Source organism: Dyella sp. CR10 (assembly GCF_055814425.1).
Map to the genome: position 1 here is coordinate 4,719,979 of NZ_CP185986.1, position 19,236 is coordinate 4,739,214.

A 19,236-nucleotide genomic window follows, 5' to 3' on the forward strand; every position below is an offset into this window, starting at 1 on the left:
CGAAAGGCGCGGCGACTATGTCACGGATCGGACCGGTGCGGTCAGGCCCCGGCGGGCATCAGCAGCAGCAGCGCCACGCCCAGCGCGATGCGGTAGATCGCGAACGGCGTGAAGCGGTGCGTGCGGATATAGCCCAGCAGCCATTTCACCGCGACGAAAGCGACGATGGCCGACACCACGAAGCCCACCGCCAGCGCGGTCCAGTCCTCGTGCGCGGCGCCGCCGCTCTTGACCACCTTGAGCAGCTCGTAGCCGGTGGCGGCGTACATGGTGGGAATGCCGACCAGGAAAGCGAATTCCGTGGCGGCAGCACGGTTGCTGGTGCCGGCCAGCATGGCCGCGAAAATGGTCGCGGCCGAACGCGAGGTGCCGGGGAACACGCCGGCGACGATCTGCGCCACACCGACCAGGATCGCCACTGTCCAGGTGACCTTGGTGCGGTCGACCTGGCGCGCTGCCATCTGCTCGGCGCCGATCATCCAGAAACCGCCGATGACCAGGGCCCACGCTACCGGCGTGACCGCCTCGGGCAGCTTGAAGCCCATGTGGGTGACCACGAAGCCCAGCACGGCAGTGATCATGAAGGCTACGAACAGCTTGAGCAGGTAATCGCGATTGGCCGGATCGCGCCACTGCGTCAGCAGCTGCCAGATGCGCTTCCAATAGATGAAGGTGACCGCAAGGATCGCGCCGGCCTGGATGCCCACGTTGAACAGGTCCGAGCGCTCGCCCAGTCCCAGCTTCTCGGCGATCAGCAGATGGCCGGTGCTGGAGATGGGCAGGAACTCGGTGATGCCCTCGATGATGCCGAGCAGGACGACGTTGATCAGATCGTTCACGTACGAGACTCCGGGCCACAAAGCGCCATAGCTTAAGCGCTAGCTCTCGCCTTGGGGCACGGCCGAGGCCCGCTTGCTGGCGGCCGGTTCATGCGGAGGTTCTTGCGCCATGGACTCGCGCGCGCATCGCTGGCAATGCGGGATCGATGCGTGCTGCGCGCAAGCGTTCGCGCCATCGGGTCGAGGCGCGAAGAAGGCTGGGTGCCGCACGCGAGTGCGCGGATATGACGGTGATATGACGCGACGCGCCCAGCGTGGGTGAGCGGAGCGAATCCCGGCGTGACCGCAACGCCGGGGTTCGCCTTCGACTCATGCCGACCGGCGTTTACGCCGCGATCTTCAACGCCCCGAGCGCGTCCTCGAACGCAATCTCGCCCAGGAAGCCGCCCGTGCTCTTCGCCTCGCGCTGCTGCTCGATTGCATGCGCGAATTGCACGGCCGGTTCCGCTTCCACCTTCTCGAACAAGCGCTGCAGCCGCGGAAAGTCAGCGCGGTTCACCACGTCGTGGTACGCCGTCCAGCGCGCGAGGCCCGCGAAGTAGGCATCGACGATGCCCGGCCGACCGCCGACCAGCCACGGGCGATCGCCGAGCATGGTCTCGAGCAGCGCATGCGCGCGCTGCACGCGGGCGCGGCCGTAGTCGGTGAGTACGCGCTTGGCGTCGGCATCGGTGTCGTGTTCCAGCACGTACCACAGCGACGCGAACGAACTGAAGAACGTGGTGTTGAGGAAACCCAGCACCTGATTGAAGCGGTCGAAGTCCGCGCTGCCCTGCGCGAAGCCCAGGCCGCTTCCGATGCCCAGCGTGTTGATGTGGTGGAGGATCGCGGCGCTCTCGCTGAGCGCCCGCCCGTCGGCGGTGAGCAGGGCGGGTGTTTCGCCGGCGGGATTGATGCGCTTGAAGGCGTCGCCGGAGACCTCTTCGGGCATCTGGATGCGGCACAGCCGATAGGGCGCGCCGAGCCACTCCAGCGCGACGATGGAACCGAACGAGCAGCCCGAGGGCACGCCATAGAACAGGATAGGGGTCATGCGTTTTTCTCCATGCCGGCACATCCGGCGTGGCGGAAAAGCTAATGGCGTGGACTTCGAGCCGGTAGACGGTCATAAATGGACTTATCGTCCACATATGTCGCCTTTGCATGCTCAACCTCAATGATCTGAAGTTCTTCGTCGCCGCCGTGGAGCAGGGCGGCTTCGCCGCGGCGGGACGACGCCTGGGCGTGCCCAAGTCCACCGTGAGCAAGCGTGTTGCCGAGCTGGAGAGTGCGCTGGAAACGCGGCTGATCCTGCGCACCTCGCGCAGCTTCGCGCTCACCGAGCTGGGGCGCGACTTCCATGAACACGCGCGCGCCGCGCTGATCGAGGCGGAAGCCGCCGAGGACATCGTGCGCAGCCGCGCCAGTGAGCCCAGCGGCACGGTGCGCATCACCGCGTCGGTGCCTACCGCGCAGCTCGACCTGGCGCCACATCTGCCGAGGCTGGCCGTGCTGTATCCGCGCTTGCATCTGCAGTTGGATGTCACCGACCGCTTCGTCGACATGGTGCAGGAGGGCTACGACATCGCCGTGCGCAGCCATTTCGCCCCGCTGCCGGATTCGGGACTGGTGCAGCGGCAGGTGCGGGTCGATCCGGTCATTCTGGTTGCCGCGCCTGATTACCTGGCGCGGCGCGGCGTGCCGGAAACGCCGATGGACCTGCAACAGCACGACGGGCTGCTGGTCGGCGCCGGCGCGGATCAGTGGCAGCTCGCCAATGGCCACGGCGACACGATCCGCATGGCACCGCGACCACGCATGACCGCCAATGAATCCGTGGCGCTGCTGCATGGCGCGCAGGCCGGGCTGGGCATCGTCTGCGCACCCGCGCGCATGTGCCGCGAAGCGCTGGAGGCCGGCCGGCTGCGGCGCGTCCTGCCCGGTTGGACCGCCGGCAGCGTCGCTACCACGCTGGTGATGCCGCATCGCCGCGGGTTGCTGCCGGGCGTGCGTGCGGCCGTCGAGTTCCTGGTCACGTGTCTGGCTGAGGAATGACGGCTAGGATGGCGGCTTGTTTCCGCGCGGCGATGGTGCTGCGCTGCAATGGTGCAAAACTGGTTCCGAAAAAGCGCCGACGAGGTGCAATGCGTGCGGTCGGCTTCACGCCGCGCCGACGCAAGTGGCTGATGCGGCAGGTCTCCTTGCCTTGGCATGGAGCTTGCCAAAGAGTCTGTCGTTTTCCCACATCTCTACCCACCGAGGTTCGTCATGTCCGCCCAGAAAGTGCTCGACCTGATCCAGGAACACGATGTCGAGTTCGTCGACCTGCGTTTCGCCGACATGCTCGGCAAGCATCACCACGTCACGTTCCCGGCACATGCCATCGACGAGTCGACCTTCGAGGACGGCAAGATGTTCGACGGCTCCTCGATCGCCGGCTGGAAGGGCATCAACGAGTCGGACATGATCCTGCTGCCCGACCCGGACACGGCGTACCTCGATCCGTTCAGCGGCCACACCCAGCTGGTTCTGCACTGCGACGTGCTCGAGCCGAGCACCATGCAGGCCTATGGCCGCGACCCGCGATCCATCGCCAAGCGCGGCGAGGCCTTCCTGAAGTCCACCGGCATCGCCGACACCGCCTTCTTCGGTCCGGAGCCGGAATTCTTCATCTTCGACTCCGTGCGCTGGCAGAACGACATGGGCCGCGTGTTCTACGAAATCGGCTCCGAAGAAGCCGCGTGGTCCTCGCGCTACAAGTACGAAGACAACAACACCGGCCACCGCCCGGGCGTGAAGGGCGGCTACTTCCCGGTCAGCCCGGTCGACTCGCTGGGCGACCTGCGCGCGGACATGTGCAAAGTGCTCGAGTCGCTCGGCCAGGTGGTGGAAGTGCATCACCACGAAGTGGCCAACGCGGGCCAGTGCGAGATCGGCGTGAAGTTCAACACGCTGGTGAAGAAGGCCGACGAACTGCTGACGATGAAGTACGTCATCAAGAACGTCGCCCACCAGAACGGCAAGACCGTGACCTTCATGCCCAAGCCGATCGTCGGCGACAACGGCAGCGGCATGCACGTGCACCAGTCGCTGGCGAAGGACGGCAAGAACCTGTTCGCCGGCGACCTGTACGGCGGCCTGAGCCAGACCGCGCTGTGGTACATCGGCGGCATCTTCAAGCACGCCAAGGCCATCAACGCCTTCGCCAACTCCACCACCAACAGCTACAAGCGCCTGGTGCCGGGCTTCGAGGCGCCGGTGATGCTGGCCTACTCGGCCCGCAACCGCTCGGCCAGCTGCCGCATCCCGTACGTGTCCAATCCGAAGGGCCGCCGCATCGAAGTGCGCTTCCCCGATCCGATGAACTCCGGCTACCTGGTGTTCACCGCGCTGATGATGGCCGGCCTCGACGGCATTATTAACAAGATCGACCCGGGCGCGCCGGCCGACAAGGATCTGTACGACCTGCCGCCGGAAGAAGAGAAGAACATCCCGCAGGTGTGCTCCAGCCTCGACCAGGCGCTGGAAGCGCTGGACAAGGACCGCGACTTCCTCAAGGCCGGCGGCGTGTTCACCGACGACTTCATCGACGCATACATCGCGCTGAAGATGCAGGAAGTCACCCGCTATCGCGCCAGCACGCATCCGCTGGAGTTCCAGATGTACTACGCGCTCTGACGCGCGTCGGAACGTGGGAGGGACAGAACGGGCGCTTCGGCGCCCGTTCTGTTTTTGCGTGGACGATCAGGATGCGGTCGCGGCGGCCCGCACGCGGAAGCCGAACAGAATGATCAGCGCAGCCCCCGCCAGCACCAGCGCACTGCCGCCGAACACGCCGCGCGCGCCACTGACGTCGAAGATCGCGCCGCCCAGCGCCGCGCCCAGGCTGATCGCCAGCTGCACGCCGGCCACGATCAGGCCGCCGCCGCTCTCGGCCTGATCCGGCACCGTTCGTGTGATCCAGGTGGACCACGCCACCGGCACGCCGCCGAAGGCCATGCCCCACAGCGCCACTAGCACCGCATGCGCGGTTGGCATGCGTCCGATGGTGACCAGGGCGATGGCAATCGCGCTCATCAACAGCGGCATGGCCAGCAGCATCGTGCGCAGATTGCGCTCCAGCACCATGCCGGCCAGCGACGTACCGACAAAATTGGCGACGCCGAAGCCGAGCAGGATCGCCGACAGCCCGCTCACGCCCACGCCGGTGACGTTCTCCAGGAACGGGCGCAGGTACGTGAAGAAAGCGAAGTGGCCGGTGAATACCAGCGTGCAGGCCAGCATGCCGCGCGCCATGCCGGGCCGCTGCAGCACGTCCACCAGCGTACGCAGGCTGGTGGTGCCGCTAGGCGGCATGCGCGGCAGCGTGAGCAACTGCCACGCCAGGGCCACGACGCCAAGCGAGGTGGCGAGCAGGAACACATTGCGCCAGCCGATCAGCGCGCCGAAGTAGCTGCCCATCGGCGCCGCGGCGATGGTGGCCAGCGATACGCCGGCGAAGATCAACGACAGCGCGCGCGGCACGTGTGCCTCCGGTACCAGCCGCATGGCGGTTGCCGCGGACATGGTCCAGAAACCGCCGATGGCGATGCCCAGCAGCACGCGCCCGGCCAGCACCGCGACAAGGTTCGGCGCGAACACCACCAGCAGGTTGGACAGAATCAGCAGCACCGAGAAGGCGACGAGCACCCAGCGCCGGTCGATGTTCCGCGTCACGGTCGAGATCAGCAGGCTGGTGACCATCGCCACGACCGCGGTGGCGGTCACCGCCTGGCCGGCCAGGCCCTCGCTCACGCCCAGGCTGGCCGCCATCGGCGTGAGCAGGCTGGCCGGCAGAAATTCAGCCGTGACCAGGCCGAACACGCCCAGGGTCAGCGACCACACCGCTCCCCAGGCGGGCGTGTCCCGCGCCAGGCCCGGTTCTATCTTTCCTACCTGTGCATCCATCGGATTTTCACTCCGGCTATGTTGCGATGCAGCGCAGAGTAGGAAGCTTGGCTCGGACGGTCTATGATGTGGGCTCTTTGATATTTGATCGATCGTCCGATACAGCGATGGATGCTCCGCTTCCCCCTTCCGCGCCGCACGACTTGGCCAGCGAGCTGCTGCTGGGCATGCGTCTGGTGGGCGTGCAGTACAGGCGCATCGAAGTCGCCGCGCCGTTCGGCCTGAACTTCGGCGAGGCGCCCGGCCGGGCGCAGTTCCATTTCATCGGGCGCGGCCCGGTTTATCTGCGCAGTCCGGGCGGCACCCTGCACCGCCTGGACACGGGCACCGCGGCCTTGCTGCCGCGCGGCGGCGCGCATCGGCTGCTGTCGGCGCCGGAAGCCGAAGCCGCCTGCAAGGACGTCGGCGCGCTGCACAGCACCGATCTGTGCGCGACAGTCCGCGCCTGTGCCGACGCCGAGGCACCGAGCGGCGACAGCGCGCTGATCTTCGCCGGCTGCATGGAATTCGACCTGGGCGGCATGCAATCGCTGGTTGCCGCGATGCCCGAAGTCATGCTGGTCGGCACGCTGCTGGAGCGAAATCCAGAACTGCGCGCCATGCTCGACGCGATGGAGCGCGAATCGCAGGCGCCGCGCGCCGGCTCGGCCGGCATCCTCGCGCGCCTGGCCGACGTGGTTTCGGCTTTCATCGTGCGCGGCTGGGTGGAATGCGGTTGTGGCGATGCCACCGGTTGGGTGGAAGCCTTGCGCGATCCGCGCCTGGGCAAAGTGCTGCTGGCGCTGCACCGCGAGCCGGGCCGGAACTGGACCGTGGCCGAGCTGGCCGCGCAGATGGACAGCTCTCGCTCGGTCTTCGCCGAGCGCTTCCTCGCCGTCACCGGCATGACCCCGGTGCGCTATCTCACCGAGCTGCGCATGCGTCTGGCCGCGCAGTGGATCGCGCGCGACTGCGAGCCCATCGAAAGCGTGGCCTATCGCCTCGGCTACGGTTCGATCGCCGCTTTCAGCCGCGCATTCAAGCGCACCGTGGGGCATCCGCCTGGCGCGGTGCGCGCACGCGCGCAGGCCGGCACCGCGGCGCCTTGATGCGGCACTTTCTTCACGCGCGGCGCGCGGCGAAGAAGCGCGCCGGCGCTTCGCCGAAAGCGCGCCGGAACATCGCAATGAAATTGCTCGGCGAGGCATAGCCGAGCGCATCGGCGACCTGCGTTACGCGTTCGCCGCGCGCGAGCATCGCCAGCGCGCGCGCCAGCTGCGCCTGCTGGCGCCATTGCGCGAAGGACAGGCCGGTTTCCGCCATGAAACGCCGGCGCAGCGTGCTGGCCGACATGGCGCCCCACGCCGCCCAGGCCTCGAGCGTGCGCGGATCGCCCGGATCCTCCATCAGCGCCTGCGTCACGCGTCGCAGTCGCGCATCGCTCGGCATCGGCAGGTGCAGCGGTTCGTGCGGCGCGCGACGGATCTCGTCGAGAATCACTGCCGCGATGCGCGCCTGCTCGCGCGACAGCGACGCTTGCTTGTCCCAATCCTCGGCGCGCAGCACCAGCGCGCGCAGCACATCGGACACACCGATCACACAGGGTTCGCGCGGCAGCCGCCGGGCCGGGCCGGGTGCTACCAGCAGGCTCCAGCCGGCGAGCGCGCCGCTCACCCGTACCTGGTGCGGCACACCCGGCGGCATCCAGCCCGCCCGGTGCGGCGGCAGCAGCCAGGCGCCGTGCGGCGTGCGCACGTCGAGAAAGCCGCTCTCCACGCAGAACACCTGGCCGCGCGCGTGGCGGTGCCAGTCGTATTCGCGGCTGCCGAGCCGGTATTCGCTGCCGGGCTCGTCGCCGCCGCGCAGGGCGATCAGCGCAGGGCCGGCCAGCCACTCGCTCAGGTCGGCAGGAGCGAGTGGCGAAAGAGCGTGGAGAGAAGGCGCGTCCATGATGAACAGATTTCACCATTTTTCGGTCGTTTGCCGTTACTCCGTCGCGCCCGCTCGAGCCGACCATGGACGCATCGCATCCTCAGGAGACAAGCCATGCGCCAGTTGCATATCGGCATCGCGGGCGCCGGACTCGGCGGCCTGTGTCTCGCCCAGGGTCTGGCCCGGGCAGGCCATCGAGTGGAGATTTTCGAGCGCGATCCGGCGTCCGATGGGCGCGGGCAGGGCTATCGCCTGCGCATCGATGCCGACGGTCAGCGCGCGCTGACCGCCTGTCTCGCGCCCGAAGCCGCCCGCCTGTTCCGCCACAGCTGCGCGACGCGCAACGCGACCAGCCGCTTTGTCGACCGGGATTTCCGCGTGCTCGACGAGCGGCGCCCAATCCATTGGCAACCCACGCGCGACGCGGGCGACGACGACAGCGATGGCGGCGGCGACCTCAGCGCGAACCGCCAGACCCTGCGCGAGATTCTCGGCCACGGGCTCGAGCGCGCGATCCACCATGGCGCGCCGGTGCTGGACGTCGATACCGACGCCGATAGCGCGACGGCCTTCTTCGCCGATGGCGAGCGCCGTCGCTTCGATCTGCTGGTCGCCGCCGACGGCGTGTCCTCCCGCCTGCGCGAGCGCTGGCTTCCCGCATCGGCGCCGGTCGATACGGGCACCATCACGCTCTACGGCAAGACGCCGCTGACCGCCGTGACGCTGGCGCAGCTCGATCCGGCCCTGTTCGACGGTCCGACGGTAGTGTTCGCCGACGCCGCGAGTTTGATCGCCGAGCCCATGCGCTTTCGCCGCGCGCTGCCGGAGCTGGCGGCCGAGCTCTTTCCCGGATGCCGCCTCAGCCCGGTGGACGACTATTTCTACTGGGCGTTTATCGGTCGCGCGGACCGGCTCGGCGGCACGTTGTCGCGCGAGGTCGCCGCCTCGGAGCTGGCGCGGCGCGTCGACGCCGCGGTGCGCGACTGGCATCCGGCCATCGGCCGGCTCGTTGCCCTGGCCGATCCGGCCAGCTTGAGCGCGCGGCCCGTGCTGATGGCGGAGGTGGTCCCCGTTTGGGCATCCGGCCGCTTCACGCTGCTTGGCGACGCCATCCATGCGATGAGCCCGGCGGGCGGGCTCGGTGCGAACACGGCCCTGAGCGACGCGGCGCGGCTCACTGCGTTGCTGGCGCGCGTGGAGCACCCCGACCGGGTGATCGACGCGGTTCGCACCTACGAAAACGACATGCGCGGACGCGCCGAACTGGCGCTTCGAGCCACGCGCGATGCCGCGGCGCGATTGCTGCGACCGGACGACAGCCGCTGAAAGAGATGCGGAGATCGCGGTGGTACGGGCGGTGCCCGGTCGTCTAAGGTGCACGGATTGCACACGCGATTCACCGCAGCGATCACCCGAGGAACCTGCCTGCATGACCCGCACCGCCCTGGTCATCCGCCACGTCGCTTTCGAAGATCTGGGCCTGCTGGCGCCCTTGCTCGCCGGGCGCGGCTACGAAGCGCGTTACGTCGAGGCCGGCGTCGACGCCATCGATGCCTCCATGGCCGTCGCACCGGACCTGCTGGTGGTGCTGGGCGGCCCGATCGGCGTCTACGAAACCGAGCGCTATCCCTTCCTCGTCGGCGAAAGCGCAGTGATCGCCGCACGACTGGCGGCGGGCAAGCCGACGCTCGGCATCTGCCTCGGCGCGCAGCTGATCGCACAGGCGCTCGGCGCGGACGTAGCCGCCACCGGCAAGGTGGAGATCGGATTCGCGCCGCTGACGCTCACCGAAGAAGGCCGCGCTTCCGTGCTGAAGCCCATCGACGGCGTGCCGGTGCTGCATTGGCATGGCGATCAATTCGCGATTCCCGCCTGCGCGCAGCGCCTGGCGCAGACGCCGGGCTTTCCCAACCAGGCGTTCGCGATCGGGCGGCACGTGCTGGGCCTGCAGTTCCATCTGGAAGTCGAACCCGCGCAACTGGAGCGCTGGCTGATCGGCCATGCGCACGAGCTGGCGGCGCATCGCATCGACCCGGCCACCATTCGCCGGGACGCCGCATTGCACGGCGATGCGCTGACCCGCGCCGCACGCGCCATCTTCGGCGCATGGCTGGATGGCTGCGAGGCCGGCGAGTGACGATTTTCGCCAGAGAGCTTGATGATTTCGCCCACCGGCGGTTGGCCTCCACGGACATGGCATCGCCCGCCGTGCATACTCCGCCCCTTCAGTGACTGCATCGGCGCGAGCCTATACAGGCCGTGCCAGCTCCGAGGGAGGACGAGGGATGAAACGCAAAGCCGGCAACGCACTGCGGTGCGCGATCGTATTCGGACTGGCCACCTGGGCGGGCTTCGCCCTGGCGCAGCAGGCGCCGGCGGCGCATCCCTGGAGCGACGCGAAACTCTCGCCCGACAAGCGCGCCGACCTGTTGCTGGCGCAGCTCACCCAGGACGAGAAATTCCACCTCATCCGCAGCTACTTCGCCGGCCCGCGCAAGCCGGAAGACAAGCCGGCGCCGCCGGGCTACATCGGTTCGGCCGGCTATATTCCCGCGATCGAACGCCTGGGCATTCCTGCGCTGCAGGAAAGCGACGCGGGCCTGGGCGTGGCCACCTCCGACCGCATGCGCCCCGGCGATTACGCCACGCCGCTGCCGGCCGGCCCTGTCACAGCTGCTAGCTGGGACCCGAAAGTCGCCTTCCGCGGCGGCGCGATGATCGGCGGCGAAGCGCACGCCAAGGGCTTCAACGTGCTGCTGGCCGGCGGCACCAACCTGATGCGCGAGCCGCGCAACGGCCGCAACTTCGAATACGCCGGCGAAGACCCGCTGCTGGCCGGCACCATCGTCGGCGAAGCCATTCGCGGCATCGAGAGCCAGCACGTCGTCTCCACCATCAAGCACTACGCGCTCAACGACCAGGAAACGGGTCGCACCACCATTAGCGCGCAGATCGGCGAACAGGCCATGCGCGAATCCGACTTGCTCGCGTTCGAACTGGCGATCGAGCGCGGCAAGCCCGGTTCGGTGATGTGCTCGTACAACAAGATCAACGGCGAGTGGGCCTGCGAGAACGACTACCTGCTCAACCAGGTGCTCAAGCGCGATTGGAAGTATCCCGGCTTCGTGATGTCCGACTGGGGCGGCGTGCACAGCGCGGCCAAGGCGGTGAATGCCGGCCTGGACCAGGAATCGGCGGCGGAAATCTTCGACACGCAGATCTTCTTCGATGCGCCGCTGAAGGAGGCGCTCGCCAAGGGCGAGGTCAAGCAGGCGCGCATCGACGACATGGCCCGCCGCGTGCTGCGCAGCCTGTTCGCCGCCGGTGTGTTCGAGCATCCGGCCAAGAAGGCGCCGATCGACGAGAAGGCCAACCTCGCCGTCGCGCGCGAGACGCTGGAAGCCGGCGCTGTGCTCCTGCGCAACGAGAACGGCCTGCTGCCGCTCGATGCGTCGAAGCTCGAATCCATCGCCGTGATCGGCGCGCACGCGGACAAGGGCGTGCTGGCCGGCGGCGGCTCTTCGCTGGTGAACGCCAAGGGCGGCAATGCCGTGCCGGGTCTGAAGCCCACGGACTGGCCGGGGCCGGTGATGTATCACCCCTATGCACCGCTGAAGGCGCTGCAGGCGATGGCGCCGAAAGCGAACGTGCAGTTCGCGAGCGGCGATGACGTCGCCGCCGCCACTGCCTTGGCGTCCAAGTCCAAGGTCGCCGTGGTGTTCGTGCAGAAGTGGGCCGGCGAGGCGTTCGACGCACCCGACCTGTCACTGCCGGATGGCCAGGACGCGCTCGTCGTCGCGGTAGCGAAAGCCAATCCGCACACCATCGTCGTACTGGAAAACGGCAGCCCCGTCGCCATGCCCTGGCTCGACCAGGTCGGCGCCGTGCTGGAAGTCTGGTACCCCGGCGGCGACGCCGGCACCGGCATCGCCAATCTGCTTTCGGGCAAGATCAACCCCTCCGGCCGCCTGCCCATCAGCTGGCCACGCGATGTCTCGCAACTCCCGCGCCCCGAACTGCCCGCCGCCGCGGGCGGCACGCCGCCGGACACGGTGGACTATGCGATCGAAGGCGCGAACGTCGGCTACCGCTGGTACGAGATGAAAGGCATCCAGCCGCTGTTTCCCTTCGGCTACGGCCTCTCGTACACCACGTTCGAACACGGCCCGCTCAAGGTCGACGCGAAGGGCGACAAGGTGACGGCCACGGTGACCGTGAGCAACACCGGCAAGCGCGCCGGCGCCGACGTGGCCCAGGTCTACGTGCAGGTGCCGGGCGCGAAGGCGAAGCGTCTCGCCGGTTTCACCAAGGTGTTCCTCAAGCCGGGTGAGAAGCGCGAGGTGAGCATTCCGTTGGAGCGCAAGCTGCTGGCGGATTTCGACACGGCAAAGCACGGCTGGGTAGTGCGCGGGGGCGAATACGTCGTGGTCGAAGGCGCATCGTCGGAAACGCTGGGCAAGCCCGTCAGCGTGAAGCTTCCGGCCGCCTCGTTCTGATCGCACCGTAGGTTGGGGTGAGCCGCAGGCGAACTCCAACTCCGCGCCGATGCTAGGCACCGCCCGATGGACTACACGCAATGAGATGGTTTCACGCCTCCGCTGCGGCCGTAGCGATGGTCTTGTCGGTGGCATGCAGCGCTACAAGACCGGACGACGCCAAGGTGCCGGCTAAATTCAAGCTTGTGACCAGCGTCAATGATGCTTTGGCGAGGTTTGATCTGCGCCTGGTATCCAGGGACTACAGGCCGCTGTGCTTGACAGCTGAGCAATGGCCGAGCCGGCAAGGAAAGGTCGAGTCAGGAGGAACAAGGGCTGTTCTGAGAGTGAAAGATCAAGATCTGCCAGCGAAGGACACAAATTTTGGCTACTGCCCAGGTGGATGCGGAGAATTACGCATAGAGCCGGGAAAGGACTTGTCCGGTTTCATCGGATATGCCGAGTTCGGAGACGAGAAAGCAATTGCGTCCATGACGGACAAGACATTGAAATTTGACGTCGAACCGTATGTCTGCCCCTGACGTCGGCGAGACATCGTCACGGTTGATCGCTCTGTTTGCCAGCTCCGTCGAAGAGTCGTCGTTCCGCCGCACCCGGCATCGTGCGGCGGAACGAAAAAACTTCAGAACGAATACTTCGCCGTCAGCAAGGTCGTCATGCCCGAATCCACCACGTCGGAGATCGCCAGGCTGTTGCGGCCCACGTGCGACCAGTACGTGTAGTTCTTGGTGAGGTTGGAGATCGACAGGTCGACCTGGAAGCCGTGCGGGAAGGCGTAGCCGGCGTGCAGGTCCACGCGCGTCACCGGGCGGATCCACAGGTTGTCCCACGCGGCGTTCTGGCCGAAGTAGTCGTAGGTGGCGATGTACGAGCCGGCGTAGTGGTAGCTGAGGTTCACCGAGAAGCCGTTCTTCTCGTAGAACAGTTCGGCGTTGCCCATCAGCTCCGGTGCGTTCTGGATGCGCTGGTGGCGGAAGCCGTCCATGCCCAGATCCACGCTCGTCCACTGGCGCGTGGCATTGAGGCCCACGCCGAAGCCGTCGAACGGTGCCGGCATGTCCTGGAACTTCTGCCGCCCCGCGGCTTCCACGCCGTACACCTTGCCGTCGCCGCCATTCTGCGGGCGCACGTACTGGATCGAACCGGCGTCGGCCGTGCCGGCGTTGACCGGGTTGCTGCCGGATTCGTAGATGTAGTTGGAGAGCTTCTTGTAGAACAGCGCCGCCATCGCGTGGCCGCCGTGCTGGTTGCTCCATTCGCCGGAGAGGTCGAGGTTGAGCGATTTGATCGGCTTGAGGTTGGGGTTGCCCTCGGTGATCGTGGTCAGGCCATCGGCCGACACGCTCACCTGCGAACCGCCGCCGAGCTGCACGAAGGCCGGACGCGTGTAGCTGCTCCAGATCGAGCCGCGATACACCGCGTTGTCGCCGTCGCGATAATTGACGAAAAGGCTGGGCAGCGGTTCGTCGTAATGCGTGAAGTTGCGCGCGAAGTAGCCCACCTGTTCCTTGCCGGCGGCATCGCGCGGCGTCACCCAGAAGGTGTTGCGGATGTCGGTGTGTTCGAAGCGCAGGCCCGGGATCACTTCCAGGTCGCCCCACTTGAAGTTGGCCATGGCGTAGGCGGCGCTCACCGTCTCGCGGGCGCGCTGCGTGTTGCAGTTCCAGTTGTTGATGTACAGATCGCTGCACGTATCCAGGTTGGCGTCGGTGACGTGCGAGGCGATCAGGCGCTTGAGCGCGCTCTGGTCGATGGTGGGCACGTTGTAGTCGTACACGCCCGGGAACACCGAGGAATAGCCGCCGTCGATCAGGCCCAGCGAGCCGAAGCTGCGGCCGTCGTTGAACTTGGCCGTGGTCCAGTCGCGGTTGGTGAACTCGCGGTGGGCGTCGCTGTACTTCACGCCCATCTGCACCGAGCGCAGCGGGCCGCCGTCGTCGAAGTCGTAGCGGGCGTCGAACTTCAGGCCGCCCTTCTCCTGGCCGCTGTACGACTTGGTCAGCTGGCCCGCACGGCGCGCGTACAGGGTGGCGACGCTGTTGAGCTGCGCGTTCATCGCCGGCGTCAGCATCGGGTAGGGCAGGTTGTCCGCGCCGTAGCTCATGACCATGCTGGCGCCGTACTGGAAATTGGCGGAGCTGTACTGGTCGTTGCGCGCGGAGATCTCGACGTGGTCCGGGCGATCGTTATCGCCGAAGCTGTAGAACAGGCTGGGCGAGAGCGTCCAGCCGCCGAGCGTCTTGTCGCCGCCGACCTGGAAGGTGGCCAGGTCCGCCTTCTCCGGGTTGGTCTCGTACCAGAAGCGGGTAGCGATGCGGCCGATCATCGGCTGGTAGAAGCCCGTGCTGCCCACCGGCACGTATTTGACGTTAGCCGGGATGATCTGCAGGTACGTGGTGTTCTGCGCGGTCTTGGCGTAGCCGTAGGTGGCGCGCGCGTAGGCGGTGAGGGTGTCATCCACCTTCCAGTCCAGCGAGATGTTGCCGCCGTAGCGCTTGGTGTCGCCGGACGAGGTACCGATGTTCATGCCGGTGCTCATCAGGTTGCGCACGGGGTCGAAGCCCGGCGCGTTGTCGCCCGATGCGGTGGTGCGCGCGAATTCCCACGCGCCATCGTTCAACGCAGACGAGGCGGCGGCCGCTTCGCTGTTCACGTAGTTGCGCTTGTCGTAATACGCGCTGGCGTAGACGCCGAACTGCTTTTCCTGGCCGAACTTGGTCTGGAACTCGCCGGCCAGGCCGCCGCCCAGGCCGTTGTCGCCGTAGTCACGCGCGCGGCTTTCCATGCGCCCGCTGGCGGTGACGCTGCCGCTCATCGGCGCGCTGAAATCGAACGCGGTGGGCGTGCGGAAATCGATCGTGCCGCCGATCGCGTCGCCGTCCATGTCGGCGGTGGAGGTCTTGTTGAGCACGATGGTCTGCAGGCCCGACGGCGGCAGCAGGCTCAGCTGCACGCCGCGGCTGTAGGCCATGCCTTGCGCGACGTTCACGCCGTTGATCAGGTTGACGTTGTATTCGGCATTGAGGCCGCGCACCGAGGTGAACATGCCTTCGCCGCGCGAGGCGCCGTCGATGCCGCCGAAGTAGGACTGTCCGGTATTGAACACGTTGACGCCAGGCAGCAGGCCCAGCGCTTCAGCCACGTTGTGTACAGCGGTGTACTTCAGGTCGTCCGCCGAAAGCACGTTGACTGTGTTGACCGCATCCATCTGCAGCTGGCTGGCGTCGTAGCGGTTGGCCGCCACCGTGATCTTGCCCAGCGTGGTCGCGGGAGCGGGCGCGGCGGCGCCGTCCTGCGGCGCGGCCGCGGGGACATCGCCGGCGAAGGCCGTGCCGGCCAGGGCAAGACTGGCGAGGGCAGTCGCGATCGCTCGCGACAGCAGGTGATGATTCGTCGGACGCATGCAGCGCAACTCCAGAAAGGCTCGAGTGTGGAAGGCGATCGGCCATGGAGGGGCCGAAAGGAGCCGGCGAAACTAGTGGGCGTGCGTGAAGATTACGTGGCGATCGCGTGAAAATCCCACACCAAGCTGACGCGTCCAGACGTCTAAATGACATATTGGCGATGCGCGCGTGACGTCATACGCGCGAAACATGGAATCGCAAAAATACCCCTAGATAGATCGATCAAAATCCACTGGCGGTACGACTACCCTCAAGTGACCGTGGCGGTTGCTTTCGCCGTCGACGGCGATGCGGTCGCGTCCATCGCGTTTGGCTTGGTAAAGCGCCGCGTCGGCGGCGCGGCACAGGCTCTGCAGCGCATGGCCCGAGGTGTCCGTGCAGGTCAGGCCGACGCTGACGGAAAGTGCGATGGTCAGATTGTCTTCGTGCTGCGGCGATGCCTTGATCGTGCGGCGGATGCGCTCCGCGACGACTTTGCCCTGTTCGCGCGGGCAATCGATAAGCAACACGCCGAATTCCTCGCCGCCCAGTCGCCCGAAGAGCGCACCGGCGGGCAACGCCTGCTGGCACAACGCCACGGTGTGGCGCAAGACGGCGTCCCCCCGGGCGTGGCCATGAGTGTCGTTGATCCGCTTGAAATGATCGAGGTCGATGAAGATCAGGCAGGCGGTGCCGGATCGTCGCTCCAGCGATCGCAAGGCCTGCCCGGCTTCGGCGATGAAGTGCTGGTGATTGAGGATGCCGGTAAGGCCATCCTGGCTGGAGAGCTTCTTGAAGCGCTGCTGCGAGCGGCGCAGCCGCAGCAGCCAGATCGCGAACCAGGCCAGGGCCAGCAGCAGCAAGGCGATGTAGAGCCTGCCGGTTTCGATCGTCTTGACGTCCAGCGCCTGTTGCAGGCGCAGAATGCTGTTCTGCTGGCTTAGCTTTTCCGTCTCCAAGTTCTGCAGCAGCGTGTGTTGCCGGGCTGTCTCGTATGCCACCGCTCTGGCGCTGATGTCGTCGAGATATCCCTTGTCCTGTGCTGCGTAGCGCTCGTAGTAGGCCAGCGCGGCGGTGGTGTTGCCGCGCTTCTTCTCGACCCGATAGAGCACCTCGTAGACATCCCTGAGCCACTCGTTGACGTCGCCCGGATCGCTCATCGCCACTGCGGCAAGTGCGGCTTTTCTCGCTTCGTCATCGCGACCGAGCTTTTCGTAGGCCTGGGCTCTTTGCAGTTGTGCTGACAGCATCTGCAGGTGGTACTGGTTGGCGTGGATGCTCGGTCCGATACGATCCAGCAGGGCCAGGACATCGGTCGGGCGGTTCGCATCCAGGTACAGCGTGCCCAGGATGAGCCAGAGCGCATTACCGAACACCGGCTGGCGTGCACTTTCGCAGGCATCGAGCGCGCGTTGCAGGATCGGATCGCCCAAGGCCAGGCGCTTGCCGTTGTAGAGCGCGGCAGCCTGCATGTAGAGCGGACGGCACAGCGTTTCGCCGGGCGGGATGTCGTGCTCGGCCATCTGCGCATATTGGATGGCAAGGTCGGTCTGCCCCGCGAAGTTCAGCATCTGCGAGAGATTGGTGAGCAAGGCGAAGCGCGCTCCGGGGTCCTTGACTCTCGGCAGATCGGCGGTCACGCGGTTGGCCAGCGCGAAAGCCTCCGCGTAGCGGCGGTTGGCGGCCAGGTTGCTGAGGAGCAGGGCCGACGCCTTCGCGGCGAGCGTCTCGTCGCCGCCGTGCGCGATGATGTCTTTCAGTTCGCTCTCGGCCTTGGCATGGTTGCCTTCGAACATGGTCTGCCACGCATCGAGATAGCGCAGCTGCCATTGCTCCGACGTAGTGAGGCGCGGCGCTTCGCGATGGATCTGGTCGAGCATGCGGACGAAGCGCGGATGGTCTTCGGTGCGCAGGCTTTCGGTACGGGCGAGAAACGCCGATGGATTCCCGATGGTGTCGGCGAGGGCATGGCCCGTCAGCGCAAACGCGCATGAGGCCAGTATTCCCGCGGCCCACGGTGCAATGCGTCGGTGCCGGCGGCTCATGCGATGCGCGCTACCGCATGGACGACAGCGAAGGCACAGCCGCGCCCGCAGGGCTGCGGCGGCGCATGTCGACCGTTCGCGGTGACGATGTGTACATGGCGTGATGGTAGGACACTTCCGCCCGCGCCGCGGGGCGGCAAGGGGCGTCAGTGCGGATGAGGTGGTGCTTAGCGTCGACTTAGCCCGGCCGATGCCGGCCGGGCGCGCGATGCGGCCATGGGGCGCGCGGTTCGCGTCAGATCTTCAGCGTCGTCGTGACGGGCTTGGCGAGATCGACCGTGACGCCCTTCGGGCAGGTCAGGCTTTCCTTGGTGCAGCCTTTGTCTCTTGCGCCCTGCGCGTCGTCGGCCGACATGCCGAAGAAGATCAGCGCCTCGCCGGCGGTATCGCGGGTCAGCACGAAGAACTGGTCCGTGCCGCGGTCGCCGCCTTTCGGCACCGCTTCGCAACGTGTCTTGCTCTCGCTTTCGCACAGGGCGACGGCAGCCTGCTGGGCGGCTTCGCGGCTGGCGCGGCCGGTGGCCAGCGCGCGCCGGCCCCAGGTTTTCTCGGCGGCTTGGTCGGCTGGCCGGGCCAGCGAGAAGAAGCCGCGGGCCGGGGCGTCGGACCGGCTCACTTCGAGCGTCGCCGTGCGTTGCGCATGCGCATCGAAGGTATCGATCACGCGGCAGTCGTGATCCTTCGGGCAATTGATGCGGACCTGCTTGGCCAAGGCAGCGGGATTGGAGATGTTGAGCCATAGGACACGACCGGTGTCGTCCGCGACGCGGGCGATCTGGCCGTTGCCGACGGAAACGCGCAGTTCGCACTCCGCGCCGGTATCGCGACGGCATTGAGAAAGCACCGCGTCTTCGGCGGCCTTGAAGCCGGCCTGGCCGCTGCTCAGCCAGGCGGTGTCGTCCCACTTTTCCGGCGGCGTGCCTTTCGGGCGGGCGATCGCGGCGAACGGCCGGCGTTCCGGCGACCCGGTGGGGAAAGCCTGCTTCGGAATGACGCTGTTGTCGACCACGGCCAACGTGTGGCAGCCGGAGGAGTATTTCTCGCAGGTCTTGCGCGCGTTCTTCTCGGCCCGGCCGCCGGTGCGCTCGCCTTCCACGTAGAGATTGCCGGCCGCGTCCTCGACCACGGCGATCTGCGAGAAGTTGGACCATGCCGCGGCCACTTCGCAGCCCTCGCCCATGACCTCGGTGCAGGCGTGCAGCGCATCCTTCGTGGCCGCTTCGTTGCTGCCGTAACCGGTGGCCGCCCAGAACTTGGAGGTATCCGGATGGATGATCACCGCCATGTACGTGTCCGGCAGCTTTATCTGCGGCATGTAACCCTGCGGCGCCTGCTGCGGGCTGCCGTTGTCGACCTGCTGACACAGCGGCATGGAGGCGATGCCGTTGCCGCCCTGCGACATGCCCACCACTATTTCGCCGGGGGCGCCATTGCAGTAATAGGCCTGCGCACGCGCCGGTCCCGCGGCCGACAACAGGCAGAGGCCGAGAAAGGCCAGCAGCGGAACCACGAAATGCCGGGGATGGCGTCCTTGCAGACGGCTGATTCTTTCAACACTCATTCCTTTCACTCCCTGTGGTTTGTGGCGAGCCGGTCGACCAGCCGCGCGCGATTGTAGATCCCACGTTCGACCTGG

14 protein-coding genes are annotated in these 19,236 nt (G+C 66.8%); 7 read left to right on the plus strand and 7 right to left on the minus strand.

What is annotated here, in order from left to right:
- Positions 1-41 precede the first annotated feature (41 nt).
- A complete protein-coding gene (locus tag ACNR9O_RS21245) occupies positions 42-839 on the minus strand; it encodes an undecaprenyl-diphosphate phosphatase (protein WP_473685017.1) in 798 nt (265 codons plus the stop codon).
- Positions 840-1,164: 325 nt separating this feature from the next.
- Entirely contained in the window at positions 1,165-1,872 is a 708-nt protein-coding gene (locus ACNR9O_RS21250) for a glutathione S-transferase family protein (protein ID WP_473685015.1), read from the minus strand.
- A gap of 110 nt (positions 1,873-1,982) precedes the next feature.
- On the opposite strand from ACNR9O_RS21250, the gene ACNR9O_RS21255 reads away from it, so the two are divergent.
- Both ACNR9O_RS21255 and glnA read left to right on the plus strand, forming a co-directional pair.
- On the plus strand, positions 1,983-2,873 hold the full coding sequence (locus ACNR9O_RS21255) for a LysR substrate-binding domain-containing protein (protein WP_473685013.1): 891 nt from the start codon (positions 1,983-1,985) through the stop codon (positions 2,871-2,873).
- 213 nt (positions 2,874-3,086) lie between these two features.
- Positions 3,087-4,496, plus strand: a complete 1,410-nt coding sequence (gene glnA / locus ACNR9O_RS21260) for a type I glutamate--ammonia ligase (protein ID WP_473685011.1) — start codon at positions 3,087-3,089, stop codon at positions 4,494-4,496.
- 66 nt (positions 4,497-4,562) lie between these two features.
- On the opposite strand, the gene ACNR9O_RS21265 is transcribed toward glnA, so the two are convergent.
- On the minus strand, positions 4,563-5,765 hold the full coding sequence (locus tag ACNR9O_RS21265) for an MFS transporter (RefSeq protein WP_473685009.1): 1,203 nt from the start codon (positions 5,763-5,765) through the stop codon (positions 4,563-4,565).
- A 107-nt stretch (positions 5,766-5,872) separates the two neighbouring features.
- Here ACNR9O_RS21265 and ACNR9O_RS21270 point away from each other — a divergent pair, with 107 nt between their 5' ends.
- Positions 5,873-6,853, plus strand: coding sequence for an AraC family transcriptional regulator (locus tag ACNR9O_RS21270; RefSeq protein ID WP_473685007.1), 981 nt, complete (start codon positions 5,873-5,875; stop codon positions 6,851-6,853).
- A gap of 13 nt (positions 6,854-6,866) precedes the next feature.
- Here ACNR9O_RS21270 and ACNR9O_RS21275 read toward each other — a convergent pair whose 3' ends face one another.
- Positions 6,867-7,694, minus strand: a complete 828-nt coding sequence (locus ACNR9O_RS21275) for an AraC family transcriptional regulator (protein ID WP_473685005.1) — start codon at positions 7,692-7,694, stop codon at positions 6,867-6,869.
- A gap of 96 nt (positions 7,695-7,790) precedes the next feature.
- On the opposite strand from ACNR9O_RS21275, the gene ACNR9O_RS21280 reads away from it, so the two are divergent.
- The 4 genes from ACNR9O_RS21280 (at position 7,791) to ACNR9O_RS21295 (ending at position 12,693) form a co-directional block, all read left to right on the plus strand.
- Positions 7,791-9,002, plus strand: a complete 1,212-nt coding sequence (locus ACNR9O_RS21280; protein WP_473685003.1) for an FAD-dependent oxidoreductase — start codon at positions 7,791-7,793, stop codon at positions 9,000-9,002.
- A gap of 103 nt (positions 9,003-9,105) precedes the next feature.
- Complete coding sequence (locus ACNR9O_RS21285; RefSeq protein ID WP_473685001.1) at positions 9,106-9,813, plus strand: glutamine amidotransferase; 708 nt, start codon at positions 9,106-9,108, stop codon at positions 9,811-9,813.
- Positions 9,814-9,961: 148 nt separating this feature from the next.
- Entirely contained in the window at positions 9,962-12,172 is a 2,211-nt protein-coding gene (locus tag ACNR9O_RS21290; protein WP_473684999.1) for a beta-glucosidase, read from the plus strand.
- 80 nt (positions 12,173-12,252) lie between these two features.
- Entirely contained in the window at positions 12,253-12,693 is a 441-nt protein-coding gene (locus ACNR9O_RS21295) for a hypothetical protein (RefSeq protein ID WP_473684996.1), read from the plus strand.
- A gap of 101 nt (positions 12,694-12,794) precedes the next feature.
- Here ACNR9O_RS21295 and ACNR9O_RS21300 read toward each other — a convergent pair whose 3' ends face one another.
- The 3 genes from ACNR9O_RS21300 to ACNR9O_RS21310 form a co-directional block, all read right to left on the minus strand.
- The gene (locus ACNR9O_RS21300; protein ID WP_473700829.1) at positions 12,795-15,590 is read right to left on the minus strand and encodes a TonB-dependent receptor; all 2,796 of its coding nucleotides are present in this window, start codon (positions 15,588-15,590) and stop codon (positions 12,795-12,797) included.
- Positions 15,591-15,785: 195 nt separating this feature from the next.
- Positions 15,786-17,600 carry a GGDEF domain-containing protein gene (locus tag ACNR9O_RS21305; RefSeq protein ID WP_473684992.1) on the minus strand — a complete coding sequence of 605 codons (1,815 nt, stop codon included), beginning with the start codon at positions 17,598-17,600 and terminating at the stop codon, positions 15,786-15,788.
- 235 nt (positions 17,601-17,835) lie between these two features.
- Positions 17,836-19,161: a DUF4189 domain-containing protein gene (locus tag ACNR9O_RS21310; protein ID WP_473684990.1), complete on the minus strand. Its 1,326-nt coding sequence runs from the start codon at positions 19,159-19,161 to the stop codon at positions 17,836-17,838.
- Positions 19,162-19,236 lie beyond the last annotated feature (75 nt).